The sequence below is a fragment of the Sphingomonas sp. UV9 genome (genome assembly GCF_004101245.1).
Classification (GTDB): Bacteria; Pseudomonadota; Alphaproteobacteria; order Sphingomonadales; family Sphingomonadaceae; genus Sphingomonas.
On sequence record NZ_SCIN01000001.1, the window covers coordinates 1,107,645 to 1,122,858 of the forward strand.

At 65.6% G+C, this 15,214-nt stretch carries 14 protein-coding genes; 5 read left to right on the forward strand and 9 right to left on the reverse strand.

The genetic code is table 11. The annotated features are described in order from the left end of the window. Positions 1-54 precede the first annotated feature (54 nt). Positions 55-960: an NAD(P)/FAD-dependent oxidoreductase gene (locus EQZ23_RS04900; protein ID WP_128453274.1), complete on the forward strand. Its 906-nt coding sequence runs from the start codon at positions 55-57 to the stop codon at positions 958-960. Here EQZ23_RS04900 and rimM read toward each other — a convergent pair whose 3' ends face one another. From rimM to ffh, 3 genes are all read right to left on the reverse strand, one after another. After that, entirely contained in the window at positions 961-1,512 is a 552-nt protein-coding gene (rimM, locus tag EQZ23_RS04905; protein ID WP_128453275.1) for a ribosome maturation factor RimM, read from the reverse strand. A 160-nt stretch (positions 1,513-1,672) separates the two neighbouring features. Beyond that, the gene (gene rpsP, locus EQZ23_RS04910; protein WP_128453276.1) at positions 1,673-2,119 is read right to left on the reverse strand and encodes a 30S ribosomal protein S16; all 447 of its coding nucleotides are present in this window, start codon (positions 2,117-2,119) and stop codon (positions 1,673-1,675) included. A 121-nt stretch (positions 2,120-2,240) separates the two neighbouring features. After that, the gene (ffh, locus tag EQZ23_RS04915) at positions 2,241-3,788 is read right to left on the reverse strand and encodes a signal recognition particle protein (protein ID WP_128453277.1); all 1,548 of its coding nucleotides are present in this window, start codon (positions 3,786-3,788) and stop codon (positions 2,241-2,243) included. Between the two features lie 383 nt (positions 3,789-4,171). Here ffh and EQZ23_RS04920 point away from each other — a divergent pair, with 383 nt between their 5' ends. The 4 genes from EQZ23_RS04920 to ispZ all read left to right on the forward strand — a co-directional run bounded on the left by EQZ23_RS04920 (position 4,172) and on the right by ispZ (position 9,018). Further along, positions 4,172-5,743: an EAL domain-containing protein gene (locus EQZ23_RS04920; RefSeq protein ID WP_128453278.1), complete on the forward strand. Its 1,572-nt coding sequence runs from the start codon at positions 4,172-4,174 to the stop codon at positions 5,741-5,743. A gap of 266 nt (positions 5,744-6,009) precedes the next feature. Further along, complete coding sequence (gene mtaB / locus EQZ23_RS04925; protein WP_128453279.1) at positions 6,010-7,257, forward strand: tRNA (N(6)-L-threonylcarbamoyladenosine(37)-C(2))-methylthiotransferase MtaB; 1,248 nt, start codon at positions 6,010-6,012, stop codon at positions 7,255-7,257. Continuing rightward, entirely contained in the window at positions 7,254-8,192 is a 939-nt protein-coding gene (gene ftsY / locus EQZ23_RS04930) for a signal recognition particle-docking protein FtsY (protein WP_128453280.1), read from the forward strand. Before mtaB ends, ftsY begins: the two co-directional genes overlap by 4 nt. Positions 8,193-8,415: 223 nt before the next feature. Then, the gene (ispZ, locus tag EQZ23_RS04935; protein WP_128453605.1) at positions 8,416-9,018 is read left to right on the forward strand and encodes a septation protein IspZ; all 603 of its coding nucleotides are present in this window, start codon (positions 8,416-8,418) and stop codon (positions 9,016-9,018) included. Between the two features lie 41 nt (positions 9,019-9,059). On the opposite strand, the gene EQZ23_RS04940 is transcribed toward ispZ, so the two are convergent. From EQZ23_RS04940 to EQZ23_RS04965, 6 genes are all read right to left on the reverse strand, one after another. Then, on the reverse strand, positions 9,060-9,674 hold the full coding sequence (locus tag EQZ23_RS04940) for a superoxide dismutase (RefSeq protein ID WP_128453281.1): 615 nt from the start codon (positions 9,672-9,674) through the stop codon (positions 9,060-9,062). Positions 9,675-9,792: 118 nt separating this feature from the next. Beyond that, the gene (locus EQZ23_RS04945) at positions 9,793-10,590 is read right to left on the reverse strand and encodes an SDR family oxidoreductase (protein ID WP_128453282.1); all 798 of its coding nucleotides are present in this window, start codon (positions 10,588-10,590) and stop codon (positions 9,793-9,795) included. A 14-nt stretch (positions 10,591-10,604) separates the two neighbouring features. After that, positions 10,605-11,369 carry an SDR family oxidoreductase gene (locus EQZ23_RS04950; protein ID WP_128453283.1) on the reverse strand — a complete coding sequence of 255 codons (765 nt, stop codon included), beginning with the start codon at positions 11,367-11,369 and terminating at the stop codon, positions 10,605-10,607. Positions 11,370-11,508: 139 nt separating this feature from the next. Then, a complete protein-coding gene (locus EQZ23_RS04955; RefSeq protein ID WP_128453606.1) occupies positions 11,509-12,552 on the reverse strand; it encodes a phosphotransferase family protein in 1,044 nt (347 codons plus the stop codon). Positions 12,553-12,560: 8 nt separating this feature from the next. Further along, positions 12,561-13,643 (reverse strand): Zn-dependent alcohol dehydrogenase, encoded by a 1,083-nt coding sequence (locus EQZ23_RS04960; RefSeq protein ID WP_128453284.1) that lies wholly within the window; start codon positions 13,641-13,643, stop codon positions 12,561-12,563. 179 nt (positions 13,644-13,822) lie between these two features. Beyond that, positions 13,823-15,106, reverse strand: a complete 1,284-nt coding sequence (locus tag EQZ23_RS04965; protein WP_128453285.1) for an acyl-CoA dehydrogenase family protein — start codon at positions 15,104-15,106, stop codon at positions 13,823-13,825. Positions 15,107-15,214 lie beyond the last annotated feature (108 nt).

The following is a 15,214-nucleotide window of genomic DNA, read 5'->3' on the forward strand; positions in this document are numbered from 1 at the left end:
TACGTCACTGCGCATCGACAAGGAACAATCGCGCCAACGAAGCGCTCGCCCAACATGGACGATTGCATCATCATCGGCGCGGGGCCGGCAGGGCTTACCGCGGCGATCTATCTGGCGCGGTTCCACCTCTCTATCCGGCTGTTCGATTGCGGCAACAGCCGCGCCGCGCTGATCCCCTGCACGCACAACCATGCCGGCTATCCCGAAGGTATCCGCGGCACCGACCTGCTCGCCCGCATGCTGGCGCAGGCCGAGAAGTACGGCGCGGTCCGTGAGGGCGCTCGGGTGGATGCGATCGAGGTGGATGGCGATGGCTTCACGGTACGGATCGGCGATCGTCGAGCGCGGGCTCGCAGCGTGCTGCTCGCCACCGGCGTCGTGAACAACCGTCCCAAGATGCCCGACCAGATCCACGACGAGGCGCTCGAAGCCGGGTTGCTCCGCTACTGCCCGATCTGCGACGGCTACGAGGTCACCGACAAGCGCGTCGGCATCATCGGCACCGGCGACCACGGCATGCGCGAAGCGCTGTTCCTGCGCGGCTATACGAAGGACGTGACGCTGATTGCACCCGGAGGCGGCCACGAGCTCGATCCGAAGTGCGAAGCGGCGCTCGACGAAGCCGGCATCGTCCGCGTCGGCGGCCCCTGCGGCAACTACGCGATCGAGGGCGACATGCTCGCTTTGGAAACGGTCGACGGCCGGATGGCGTTCGACAGCGTCTATCCCGCTTTGGGTTCGGTCATCCGCTCCGAACTCGCGGTGGCGGCGGGCGCGAATGCGTCGGAAGACGGGTGCCTGGAGGTCGACGCGCATCAACGCACCTCGATCCCCGGCCTGTTCGCAGCGGGCGACGTGGTGAAGGGGCTAGACCAGATCAGCCACGCAATGGGCGAGGCCGGTGTCGCCGCCACGACGATCCGCAACATGCTCGCCGACCAACGCTCGCTCCGGCGATGATTATTCGGCGGCGAAGGAGGCCTCGACCACGAGCCGCTCCGCATCCCACTCGGGCACAGCCTCGACTCGCATCGGCACCATGAAGCGCTTGGCGGTCGGCCGCTCGATCTCGATGACGTCGCCAGCACCGAAATTGTCGATTGCAACCACGCGGCCAATCGCCTCGCCGTCAGTCGACACGACATCGAGGCCGATTAGGTCGGTATGATAATATTCGCCCTCTTCGAGCGGCGGCAGCGAAGTGCGCGGCACGGCTAGCTCGGTGCCACGCATCGCCTCGGCCGCATTGCGATCCGCAACCTCGGCGAACCGCGCGATCATGCCGTTATTGCCGTTCCGCGCCGACTTGAGCGACAGCGCGCCGTCGTTGAAGCTCTTATAGCTACCGAAATTCTCGGCAAAAACCTTCAGCCGCACTTCGCCGCCGATGCCATGCGCACCGATGACGACCGCGAGCGTGACGCTATCCCTGCGCGGACCCTTGGTCGGGGCCGGGGCTGTCGTCGCTGCCTTCTGCGGGCTCTTCGGCGGAGACGCCTTCGTTGGTGGCATCTTCGATGTCCTCGGGTGCGGGGGCTGTTCTTGGATCGGGATCGGGGGCCATCATGCGCTCCTCAGCAGGGGGTACCTGCAAGGAACGCGCGAACGGCCGATCGGGTGCGGTTGCACGCGAAGAGGGCGGCAGGACCGCCGAGTCCCGCCGCCCCGGATCTTACGAAGCGCTGGTTGCGTCTTCGATTTCGGCCGCAGCGACCTGCTCGGTCTCTTCGTTGCTGCCGGTGGCAGGTGCCGCCTTTACAGCCGCTTCGGCCTCGGCAGCTTCGGCCGCCTTGGTCGCACGCTCTTCGGCGCGCTCGGTGGCCTTATCGCCGGGCTTGCCCTTGTTCGGGTTGTTGCGCGCCGAACGCTCGAGCACGCCAGCCTGGTCGAGGAAGCGCGCGACGCGGTCGGTCGGCTGCGCGCCGACGCTCAGCCAATGCTTCGCGCGATCGGCGTCGAGCTGCACGCGCTGCTCGTTGTCCTTGGCGAGGAGCGGGTTGTAGTTGCCGATCTTCTCGATGAAGCGGCCGTCACGCGGGCTGCGCGCGTCTGCAACGACGATCTTGTAATACGGACGCTTCTTGGAGCCACCGCGCGCGAGGCGAATGTTGATTGCCATGTCGTAATTCCTTCTTGGATTTCGTCACCCCAGCGAACGCTGGGGTCTTGTGGTTGTCAGGTCCCTCGCCCTCACCGGGAGATCCCAGCTTTCGCTGGAATGACGGTGGGGGCGGGGTTGGTTATTTCTTCTTCAGAAAATCATCGAAACCGGCCGGCATCTGCGGCATCTTGGGGCCACCAAGCCCCGGCAGGCCGCCACCGGAATTGCCGCCGGGAAGCCCGCCTGCACCGGCCTTGTTGAGCATATCGCCCATCTGCGGCCCGCCGATCGCGTTACCGATGCCGCCGAGACCGCCGCCCATGCCGCCCTTGCCGAGCATCGCCATCATGCCCTTCATGCCGCCCATCTTCTTGATCTTCTTCATGGCGGTCGACATTTCGAGGTGCATCTTGAGCAGCTTGTTGACCTCCTGCACCGTGGTGCCGGAGCCCTTGGCGATACGGATCTTGCGCTTGGCGTTGATCAGTTCGGGCTTGTTGCGCTCCTTGAGCGTCATCGATCCGATCATCGCGTCCATATGGACGAGGACCTTCTCGCCGCCGACCGAGGCGACCGCGCCCTGTGCCTTCTTCATGCCGGGAATCATTCCCGCCAGCGCGCCGAGCCCGCCCATCCGCTGCATCTGCGCCAGCTGGGCACGCAGGTCGTTCATGTCGAACTGACCCTTGGCCATCTTGGCGGCCATGCGCTCGGCGTCTTCGGCCTGGATCGATTCCGCGGCGCGCTCGACCAGGCTGACGACGTCGCCCATGCCGAGGATGCGACCGGCGACACGCTCGGGATGGAACGCCTCGAGCGCATCCAGCTTTTCGCCGGTGCCCGCAAACTTGATCGGCTTGCCGGTGACCGCACGCATCGACAGCGCCGCGCCGCCGCGGGCATCGCCATCCATGCGGGTCAGCACGATACCGGTAAGCGGCACCTGGTCGGAGAAGTTCTGCGCGACGTTGACCGCGTCCTGGCCGGTCAGCGAGTCGACGACGAGCAGGATTTCCGCGGGCTTCGCGACGTCGGCGACCGCCTTCATCTCGTCCATCAACGCCTGATCGACATGGAGTCGACCCGCGGTATCGAGCATCAGGACATCATAGCCCTGCAGCTTGGCCGCCTGCATCGCGCGCCGCGCGATATCGACCGGCTGCTGACCCTGCACGATCGGCAAGGTCGCGACCTCGATCTGCGTGCCGAGCGTCGCCAACTGTTCCTGCGCATTCGGGCGATTGACGTCGAGCGACGCCATCAGCACCTTTTTGCGCTCGCGACCGGCTTGGCCGAAATTGGCCTGCCCCGCCGCAAGCCGCTTAGCGATCTTGGCGGTGGTGGTCGTCTTGCCGGAACCCTGAAGCCCGACCATCATGATGATGGCTGGCGGCGTGACGCCGAGTTCGAGCTCTACGGCATCCGAGCCGAGCATCTCGACCAGCGCATCGCTGACGATCTTGACGACCTGCTGCCCCGGCGTGACCGAACGCAGCACGTTCTGGCCGATCGCCTTCTCGGTCGCCTTCTCGACGAACTCGCGCGCGACGGGCAGCGCGACGTCGGCTTCGAGCAGCGCGACACGCACCTCGCGCATCGCCGCGCGCACGTCCGCTTCGGTCAGCGCACCCCGGCCGCGAAGCCGGTCGAAAACGCCGCCAAGTCGATCGCTCAGGCTTTCGAACATCGAAATACTCCCTACTACCGTCACCAAACGCAAAAGCGCCGGCGGGCGAAACCTCGCCGGCCAGCGTGCATCCTTGGATGCTCGTCATATGCGCTCCGTAACGGAACGTGAGGCGCCACCTACGGGAAACTCGGGTGAAACGCAAGGCAGGCCCGGTCCGCCGCGACGCATACGCAATTCGGCACGGCGATGGACCGCGGGAAGCCGCAGCCGCCATCCCTTCACCGCGCGATATCCACGTCCCGACGCAACCCTGCAGACCTTAACGCCTCCTACATATGTTTCGGAGCACACCGGATCGACCAAGGACCTTACAGGCCGTTTAACCGATGATTTCACCGCCGGCGGCGAACCGTTCACTCCGCCTTATCAGCCGGGAATTCATGTCCGGCGCGCTCACGGGCGCCGCCTTGCTGCTGTTCGTCGGCACCGGCGGCAGCGTCCTGTTCGAAGCGATCGAGCATTGGAAAGGCGGCGATGCGGTCATCGATCGCACGCTGATCGCGGCGATGTTTTTGAACGTCGCGCTGATCCTGTTCGGCTGGTTCCGGTATCGCGACCTCGCCGACGAACTGTCGCAACTGTCCGACGCGGACCAACGCGCCAAGCTCCTCTCGCACTATGATCCGCTGACCGGCTTCCTTAACCGCCGCAGCCTGATCGAAGAAGGCGCGGCGATGCTCACCGGATCGCTCCGCCGCGGCAAGGCGCTGGCGCTGCTGGCCATCGATCTCGATCATTTCAAGACCGTCAACGATGTACACGGCTATGCGATCGGCGACGCGCTGCTCGCGCTGGTCGCCGAGAAGATCAGCGCGTTCATGCCCGGATCGAGCCTGCTCGCGCGCCTCAACGCCGACGAATTTGCCTGCGTGGTGGTGTTCGATGCCGCGCATCCCGGCGTGGTCGACCGGATCGCCGAACGGCTGATCGCGGACCTGTCGAAACCGTTCGACGTCGGTGGCGCAGATATCCACGTCAGCACCTCGATCGGCATTGCTCGCTCCGACATCGATTGCCCGTCGATCGATGCGCTGTTGCGGGCCTCGGACATGGCGCTGCACGCCGCCAAGACCGCCGGCCGCAACCGGCATGCCTGGTTCGACGGCGCGATGGAGCGGTCGGTGCAGTTGCGCGGCGAACTCGAAGCCGGGCTGCGCGCCGCGGTATCCAACGACACCGTCATGCCGCATTTCGAGCAGCAGGTCGATCTGACGACCGGCCGCATCACCGGTTTCGAAGTGCTCGCGCGGTGGCGGCATCCGACGCGCGGCACGATCGGGCCGGATGTCTTCATTCCGATCGCCGAAGAGATCGGCCTGATCGGCGACCTGTCGCTGTCGATCATGCGCCAGGCGTTCACCGCCGCGCGCGATTGGGATGCGGGTCTGTCTTTGTCGATCAACATCTCGCCAGTGCAGTTGCGTGACGCCTGGCTGGCGCAGAAGATCATCAAGACGCTGGTCGAGACCGGCTTTCCCGCCAGCCGGCTGGAGATCGAGATCACCGAAAGCGCGCTGTTCGACAATCTTCCGCTCGCGCAGTCGATCGTCGGCAGCCTGAAGAACCAGGGCATCCGCATCGCGCTGGACGATTTCGGCACCGGCTATTCGAGCCTCGCGCATCTCCGCGCGCTGCCGTTCGACCGGATCAAGATCGACAAGAGCTTCGTCGGATCGATGCTCGACAATCCCGACAGCATGGCGATCGTCAACACGATCGTCCGCCTCGGCGACAGCCTCAACCTGCCGACCACCGCCGAGGGAATCGAGAACGCCGCGATCGAAGAGCGACTGCGCGGCATCGGCTGCGCCAAGGGCCAGGGCTATCTGTACGGGCGCCCGCTATGCGCCGCACAGGTCCGCCGCCTGCTCGCGGAAAAGCGCCTGCTCGCCCAGCGCCCCGACCTGGACCTGCCACCACCACGCGGAATCGCGCCGCGGTTAGCGGGGTAAGCACGCGATCTAACCCCTCCGACAACACGTCCCCGGCGAAGACCCGGGAGGTGCTGTAGGTATATAAGTCGCATCTCAGTACCGTTCTCCCGCACCTCGTCCGTGTTCTCCCGCAAAGGCGGGAGCCCAGGACCAAGCAGCGCCGCGCTCATGACCCCAGCAGCCCCCGTTTTGGCGAGGGAACAGAATGAGCTTCAACGAACCGCTCCAACCACCCCGAACGCAAAGCGTGGACTTCGCCCCTCGCCGCTCCTAAATCGCGCACCATGCCATCCGCCCCCGCGCCAGAGGTCATCAGCCTCGGCTGCCGCCTCAACATCGCCGAAAGCGAGACCATCCGCGCGCTCGTCGCCGGGCGGGACATGGTCGTGGTCAACAGCTGTGCGGTCACCAACGCCGCCGTGAAGGCGACGCGCGTCGCGATCCGCCGCGCGAAACGCGACCGCCCGGACGCACAGATCGTCGTCACCGGCTGCGCGGCGCAGATCGATCCGGCCAGCTTCGCGGCGATGCCCGAGGTCGACCGGGTCGTCGGCAATGCGGACAAGCTGACCTCCTCAGCTTGGAAGTCCGACGAAGCCGTCGTCGTGTCCGACATCATGCAGGTCCGGGAAACCGCCCCGCATCTCGCCGCCAGCTTCTCAGCGCACGCCCGCGCCTTCGTCGAGGTTCAGAACGGCTGCGACCATCGCTGCACCTTCTGCGCGATCCCGTTCGGCCGTGGCCCGAGCCGCTCGGTCCCCGCCGGGGCGGTCGTCGACCGGATCGCCGGCCTTGTCGACGCAGGCCACCGCGAGATCGTCCTGACCGGCGTCGACCTGACCAGCTACGGCCCGGACCTCCCCGGTACACCGACGCTAGGCCAGCTCGTCGAACGCATCCTGCATCACGTGCCCGCGCTCGAACGCCTGCGCCTCTCCTCGCTCGACGGCATCGAGATCGATGACCGGCTGTTCGCCCTGCTGACCAGCGAGGCGCGGATCATGCCGCACGTTCATCTTTCGCTCCAGGCCGGCGACGACATGATCCTCAAGCGGATGAAGCGCCGCCATTCGCGCGCCGAAAGCGTGAAGCTGGTGGAGCGCCTCAAGGCCGCCCGCCCCGACATCGCGATCGGCGCGGACCTGATCGCCGGCTTCCCGACCGAGGACGCGGCAATGTTCGCCAACACGCTCGCGCTGATCGACGACTGCCACATCGTCCACCCGCACATCTTCCCCTATTCGCCCCGCGCCGGCACCCCTGCCGCGCGCATGCCGCAGGTCGAACCCGAACTCCGCCGACAACGCGCCGCCCTCCTCCGCGAGTCAGGAGAGACGGCGCGCGCGCGCTGGTTGCAAACGCTGGTCGGTACCCGCCAAGCCATGCTCGTCGAGCGCCCCGGTGACCGCGGCTATATCGGCAATTTCGCCGAGGTCCGACTGGACGCAAGCGCGACGCCGGGCGACATCCTTTCCATCACGATTACCGGCGCCGAGAGCGACCACCTCCGCGCAACACGGGAAACCACATGAGCACCACCCCAACCTGGCACGACAAGCTGATCGGCGGCTTCAAGCGCACCTCCGACCGGCTCGTCGGCAACCTCGCCGGCCTCGGCGGCGCACGGCTCGACGATGCGACGCTCGACGATATCGAGGAAGCGCTGATCGCGTCGGACCTCGGCCCCGAGACCGCCGGCCGCATCCGCCACCGCCTCGCCGAGGGCAGCTTCGAGCGCAACATGGAGGAACTCGGCATCCGCGTGATCGTCGCGGAAGAGGTCGAGAAGGTCCTCGCCACCGTTGCGAAACCGATAGAGATCGACGCCTTCCCGCGCCCGCAGGTGATCCTGGTGATCGGCGTCAACGGCTCGGGCAAGACCACCACGATCGCCAAGCTCGCGCATCTGCTGATGGAGCAGGATTACGGCGTGATGCTGGCCGCGGGCGACACATTCCGCGCCGCCGCGATCGGCCAGCTCCGTACCTGGGCAGAGCGCGTCGGCGTCCCGATCGTGACGGGCCCCGAAGGCGGCGACGCGGCCGGCGTAGTGTGGGACGCGGTCAAGAAGGCGACCGAAACCGGCATCGACGTGCTGATCGTCGACACCGCCGGCCGTCTCCAGAACAAGCGCGAACTGATGGACGAACTGGCCAAGATCCGCCGCGTCCTCGGCCGGATCAACCCGGAGAGCCCACACGACATCGTCCTGGTGCTCGACGCGACCACCGGCCAGAACGCGCTCCAGCAGATCGAGGTGTTCAAGGAGGTTGCCGGCGTCACCGGCCTCGTGATGACCAAGCTCGACGGCACCGCCCGCGGTGGCGTGCTCGTGGCCGCGGCCGAGAAATACGGCCTGCCGATCCACGCGATCGGCATCGGCGAGGGGATGACCGATCTACGCCCGTTCGATGCCAACGAGGTCAGCCGGATTATCGCGGGCGTCGAGGGCATCCGGAAGTCCTGACCGCCGCCGTTCGAAACCATATTCCCATCCGTTCGTCCTGAGTAGGGACAGAGCTTGGCGAAGGCCCGTATCGAAGGACCTAGTTCGAGATGGTACCCCTCCAGAATGAGCTGTCCTTCGATACGCCGCTTCGACTTCGCTCAGCCGCTACTCAGGACGAACGGAGGATTTCAGGATTAATGACGTGACAACGACCAAGCCCCCCCTCTCCCCCGGCCTCCGCATGGCAGTCGACTACGGCCCGCTCGCAATCTTCTTCGCGGTGAATTTCCTCACCCCCGGCCTGCCGATCGCCCGCGTCATCGCCGCCACCACCGCGTTCATCATCGCCACCATCGCGGCGATGATCGTGTCGAAGGTGAAGGCGGGACACATCTCGCCGATGCTGTGGCTGTCGGGCGCGCTGATCGTCGTGTTCGGCGGGCTGACGATCTATTTCCACGACCAGCGCTTCATCCAGATGAAGCCGACAATCATCTATGCGATATTCGCGGCGATCCTGCTGTTCGGCCTACTCACCGGCCGCCCGCTGCTCCAGTCGCTGCTCGGAAGCGCCTATCCCGGCCTCTCCGCGCAAGGCTGGCACAAGCTGACGCGCAACTGGGTCGTGTTCTTCGTCTTCATGGCGCTGCTGAACGAATTCGTCTGGCGCTATACGCTCGCTGCGTGGGGCAAGGACGCCGGCTGGGATTTCTGGGTCGGGTTCAAGCTTTGGGGCGCGATCCCGCTGACCTTGCTGTTCGCGTTCGCCAACATCCCGATGCTGCTGAAGCATGGATTGCAAACGGGCGACAAAGCCGTGACCGACCTGCCGCCCGAAGGGTAACGCAAGTATTGCCCCTCCCGGTTGCGGGAGGGGGTTCAGGCTCAGCCCGCGACCTTCGCGAAGCGCTCGCCCACGACGTCCCAGTTCACGATGTCCCACCAGGCCTTCAGATAGCCCGGACGATCGTTCTTGTACGTCAGGTAATAGGCGTGCTCCCAGACGTCGTTACCGAGCAGCGGCGTACCCGGCTCCTTGGCGTCGTCCATCAGCGGGTTGTCCTGGTTCGGCGTGCTCGTGACCTTCAGCTTGCCGCTCGCGTCCACGATCAGCCATGCCCAGCCCGACCCGAACTGCCCCGCACCCTTGGTGTTGAACTCGTCCTTCAGCTTGTCGAGGCTACCAAAATCGCGATCGATCGCCTCGGCGAGCTTGCCCGACGGTACCTGGCCGTTCTTGGCCGCCATCGTCTTCCAGAAGAAGTCGTGGTTCCAGAAGCCACCGCCATTGTTGCGGACCAGCGGCGGCTGCGACGAGATCATGCCAAGGATGTCCTCGATCGACTTGCCCGCGAGGGCCGAGTCCTTCTCGACGCCCTCGTTCAGCTTGGCGGTATACGCCGCGTGATGCTTGTCGTGATGAAACTTCATCGTCTCCTGGTCGATCACCGGCTCGAGCGCGTCATAGGCGTACGGCAGCGGTGGGAGTTCGAAAGCCATGGGGGTTCTCCTTTATGGGGTCGGACGCTCAACGCCCGCGGCTTGCAAATGGTCCCGCAAAAGTCGTTGCGCAAGCGTATCCAGCGGACGAAACGCCGCGAGCCGGACGCTTCATCCGCTAAGCAGCAGTCTTGCCGTATTCCTGCCGCGTCACCGGGTGGCTCGATGAGAGCCCGCCGTCGACCGCGATCGCTTGCCCGTTGACGTAGCTCGCGTCGTCGGAAGCGAGGAACAGCGCGCATTTCGCCAGTTCCTCGGGCTGCGCGCCGCGATGAAGGGGGTTGAGGCGGCCGACACGGTCCATCTTGTTCGCCTCGCGCGCGTAGTCGAACACGGGCTTGGTCATCCCGGTCTCGGTCAGGCCGGGGCAGATCGCGTTGACGCGGACGTTCGAGCCGGTGAGCTGTTGCGCGGAGACGGCGGCTAGGTTGATGACGCCGGCCTTCGAGGCGGAATAAGCGGGTGATCCCGCGCCCGATCGGATGCCGGCGACGCTTGCGGTGAGTACGATGGCCCCCTTGCCTCGCTCGCCGATCCGCGGTGCGGCATGCTTGATCGCGAGGAACGGGCCGATCAGGTTGACGCGCAGCACCTCGGTGATCAGCGCGACGTCGGTGTCGAACAGGTTCGCCATCCCGCCGGAGATGCCCGCGTTGGCGAACATCACGTCGAGCCCGCCGAAACTGTCGCACGCCAGCGCGATCGTGCGGATCACGTCCTCCTCAAGGCCTGCGTCCATCCGGATCGCGTGCGCGATGCCGCCGGCCTCGGTGATGAGGTGCGCGGTCTCGTCGGCGCCCTCGGTCTTGTCGGCGACGACGACGCGCCCACCCTCGGCGGCGAACAGGCGCGCGGCGGCGCGGCCGATGCCGGAGCCCGCGCCGGTGACGATGATCGACTTGTTCTCGAAACGCATGGGTCTGTCTCCGGTTAGATCGTGACGCCGCCGTCGATGACCATCGTCTGACCGGTCATGAAACTGCTGGCCGGCGAGGCGAGGAACACGACCGCGCCGGCGATCTCGTGCGGCTCGCCGATGCGGCGCAGCGGCACGCTGGTGTTGGCCGCCTCGATCCGCTGCGGGTCTTCCCACAAGGCGCGCGCGAAATCCGTCTTGATCAGGCCCGGCGCGATGCAGTTCACGCGCACGCCCGACGGGCCGAACTCGACCGCGAGATTGCGCGCGAGCTGCATGTCGGCGGCCTTGCTGATGCAATAGGCGCCGATCACCGGGGAGCCGCGTAGGCCACCGATCGAGGAAATGATGATGATGCTCCCGTCGCCGCGCGCCAGCATCTCGGGCGCGACCATCTGAATCAGCCAGTGGTTCGAGACGATGTTGTTATCGAGGATCTTCCGGAACTGGTCGTCGGCGATCCCGGCTTGCGGCCCGTAATAGGGGTTCGACGCGGCGTTGCAGACGAGGATGTCGATGCGGCCGAACGTGGCGCGGGTCTGGTCGACGAGGTACTGGAGCCCGGCCTTATCGGAAATGTTGGCGGCGATGGCGATCGCGGTGCCGTCGCCATGCTTGGCGTTGAGCTCCGCCGCAACCGTGTCGCAGGCGTCCTGCTTGCGGCTGGAGATGACCACCTTGGCACCGTGCTCGGCCAGGTCATGTGCCGAGGCTAGCCCGATCCCGCGCGAGGATCCGGTGACGATGGCGACCTTCCCGGTCAGATCGAACTGCGACATTCTCTACTCTCCGCACATCAATACCGTCACCCCAGCGAAAGCTGGGGTATCCCTGTTGGCTGGCGCCCCGCTTCCCACGGGGAGATCCCAGCTTTCGCTGGGATGACGGATGGGGCGGGCGTCGCGGGGCTGAAAGAACTCAAGCCCCCGCCTTAACCGCGAACCCCCAAGCGGCATCCGCCAACCCATGGATCTTGGCGACCGTCGCCTCCGCCTGAGCACTCGACGCAGTGCCGTCGATGATCCGCTTCTTGATTCCCTGGACGATCCCGGTCAGCCGGAAGAGATTATACGCGAAATACCAGTTGAGATCGGGCACGCCGTCGCGACCGGTCGCCGCGCAATAGCGTTCGACGACCTGTTCGATCGTCGGGATGCCGGTCTCGGGGCCAGTCATGCCGAGCACGCCCGAGCGCCCCTCCGGCTCGGTCACCCAACTCATCAGCAGATACGAGAAATCGGCCAGCGGATCGCCGAGAGTCGATAATTCCCAGTCGAGCACCGCGATCACCTTGGGCTCGGCGGGTGCGAAAATCATGTTGTCGATGCGGTAGTCGCCGTGGACGATCGAGGTGCGTGTCTGCTCGGGGAGCGTGCGCGGCAGCCACTCTATCAGGCGCTCGACCGACTCCATGTGCTCGGTTTCGGCGGCACGATATTGCTTGGTCCAGCGGACGACCTGGCGCTCGAAATGATTGCCGGGCTTGCCGTACTCGCCAAGGCCCGCGGCGGCGTAGTCGGTATTGTGGAGTGCGGCGAGCGTGTCGACCATCGCTTCGTAATGCGCGGTGCGCTGGGCGGGAGTCGCGTCCGGCATCGCGCCGTCCCAGATCGTCCGCCCCTCGACCATCTCCATCACGTAGAACGCCGAGCCGATGACGGCCGGGTCTTCGCAGAGCCCGTAAGGCTTGGGCACGGGAAAGCCGGTCGGATGCAGCCCGGCGATCACGCGATATTCACGGTCGACGGCATGCGCGCTCGGCAGGATCGGCCCGAACGGTTTCCGGCGCAGGACATAGGCGCGATCCGGCGTATCGAGGCGGTAGGTCGGGTTCGACTGGCCACCGGCGAACTTCGCGTAGGTGAGCGGGCCCGCATAACCCGGCACATTGGCGGTCATCCACGCCCCGAGCGCCTCCAGATCCAGCTTGTCACGCTCGCCGACCGCGATCGTGCCCTCCATGCTATTCGTCACGAGAAGGTGATCACGCTGCGGGTGGTGTCGCCGCGGCGCAGTTCGTCGAACGCGTCATTGATCCGCTCAAGCGGCATCCGATCAGCAATGATCGTGTCGAGATCGAGCAACCCGCGCATGTAGAAATCGACCAGTCGCGGGATGTCGACCGGAAAGCGGTTCGAGCCCATGAAACCGCCCTGCAACCGCTTGCCCGAGAGCAGGTCCATCGCCGAAAGCCCGACCTTCTCGCCGAGCGGCATCATGCCGAGGATCGTCGCGGTGCCGCCACGCCGCAGCACTTTCACCGCGGTGGCAGCCGATTGCGCGCGCCCGACCGCCTCGATCGCGTGATGCACGCCGCCCTTGGTGATCTCGACGACCTGATCCGCGGCGGTATCGGCAAGTGCATCGATGCTGTGCGTCGCGCCGAGCTTCTCCGCCATGGCGCGCTTTTCGGGGACGGGATCTAGCGCGATGATCTTCCCCGCGCCGGCGATCTTGGCCGCGTTCACTGCGGCGAGGCCAATCCCGCCGCAGCCGACCACGCACACCGTCTCGCCCGGCGTCACGTCGGTGGTGTTGAACACCGCGCCCGCCCCGGTGGTGATCGCGCAGCCGAGCAACGCCGCCCGGTCCATGGGCATGTCGCGGTCGATTGCGACGCACGCATGTTCGTGGACCAGCATCATCTCGGCATAGGCGCTGAGGTTAAGCATCTGTGCGATCGGCCGGTCGCCGAGCATGAGCCGTGGTGCGGCACCCTTGGGACGGCGTACGCTGGCATCGATGCACAGCGACATCCGGCCGGTGACGCAGAATTCGCACTGACCGCAGAACGCCGAGAGACAGGTCACGACATGGTCGCCGACCTTCACACCGCGCACCTCGTCGCCGACCGCCTCGACTATCCCGCAAGCCTCATGCCCCGGAATCGTCGGCATCGCGTGCGGATAGGCGCCATCGACGAAATGGAGGTCGGATCGGCACACGCCGACCGCGACCGTGCGGATCAGCACTTCGTGCGCCGTCGGCTTCGAGACGGTGACGTCCTCGATGCTGAGCGGGGTGTTGGCTTCGAAAAGGACTGCGGCTTTCATGTCTGCCTTTCGTTGATTTCTGTGTTCGTTGCGCCGGCCTGTCATCCGCCCGGTTACTCCACCTCGCCCGTCACCCCAGCGAAAGCTGGGGTATCCCGATTGGCGAGTGCCGCGACCCGAACGGGGAGATCCCAGCTTTCGCTGGGATGACGGGCGAGGTGTGGCGGGCTTGAATAGGTTTACCGGCTCACCCCGACATCCCCGCTCGACACGCCACCTTTCCGGAAGTCCCCGTATTTCCCGAACTCGTTGCGCGCGATCGAGCGGTTATGGACCTCGTCCGGACCATCCGCGAACCGCAGGGTCCGCATCGCCGCCCAGTCGTGCGCCAAGCGGAAGTCGCCCGACACACCGCCGCCGCCATGCGCCTGGATCGCGTCGTCGAGGATCCGCAGCGCCATGTTCGGCGCCGCCACCTTGATCATCGAGATCTCGATCTGCGCGGACTTGTTGCCGGCCTTGTCCATCATGTCCGCCGCCTTGAGGCACAGCAGTCGCGTCATCTCGATATCGATCCGCGCGGTGGCGATCCGCTCTTCCCAGACCGAGAAGTCGGCGATCCGCTTGCCGAACGCGACGCGGTCGAGCAGCCGCTTCGCCATCGCCTCGATCGCGGTTTCCGCAACACCGATGGTCCGCATGCAATGATGGATACGGCCCGGCCCGAGCCGCCCCTGCGCGATCTCGAACCCGCGCCCCTCGCCGAGCAGCACGTTCTCGACCGGCACGCGGACATTCTCCAGCACCACTTCGCCGTGGCCATGCGGTGCGTGATCATAGCCGTACACCGACAGCATCCGTTTGATCGTCACGCCGGGCGTGTCCATCGGCACGAGGATCTGGCTCTGCTGCTGATGGCGCGATCCCTCGAACGAGGTCTTGCCCATCACGATCGCGATCTTGCAGCGCGGATCGCCGACCCCCGACGACCACCATTTGGTGCCGTTGATGACGTAGTGGTCGCCGTCGCGTACCATCGACGTCTCGATGTTGGTCGCATCCGACGATGCCACCGCGGGCTCAGTCATCAGGAACGCCGAGCGGATCTCGCCGCGCATCAGCGGGCCGAGATACGCCTCCTTCTGCGCGCGCGTGCCATAGCGGTGAAACACCTCCATGTTGCCGGTATCGGGCGCCGAACAGTTGAAGCATTCGCTTGCCCAGCCGATCTTGCCCATCTCCTCTGCACATAACGCATATTCGAGATTGCTCAGCTGGGTGCCCTCGAACTCGAACGAATCGTCGACGTGCGTCTGGCCCGAATGCGGCGGCATGAAGAAATTCCAGAGGCCAGCCGCCTTGGCCTTTTCCTTCATCTCCTCGATCACCGGAATCACCTTCCAGCGCTCGCCCTCATGCGCCTGAGCGTCATAATCGGCCTGGCGCGGGCGGATGTTCTGGTCGATGAAATCGCGCACGCGATCGCGGAAATACGTCTCTCGTTCGCTCAGCGTGAAATCCATGCGGGCTCTCCATTCGTCGTCGCTTTGGAGGCGGGGTAGACCATACCGCGTATTCGGTAAAGCGTGTGGAGAGGCCCGGAAAGCATGTTTTCAAGTCCGCCACGAAAG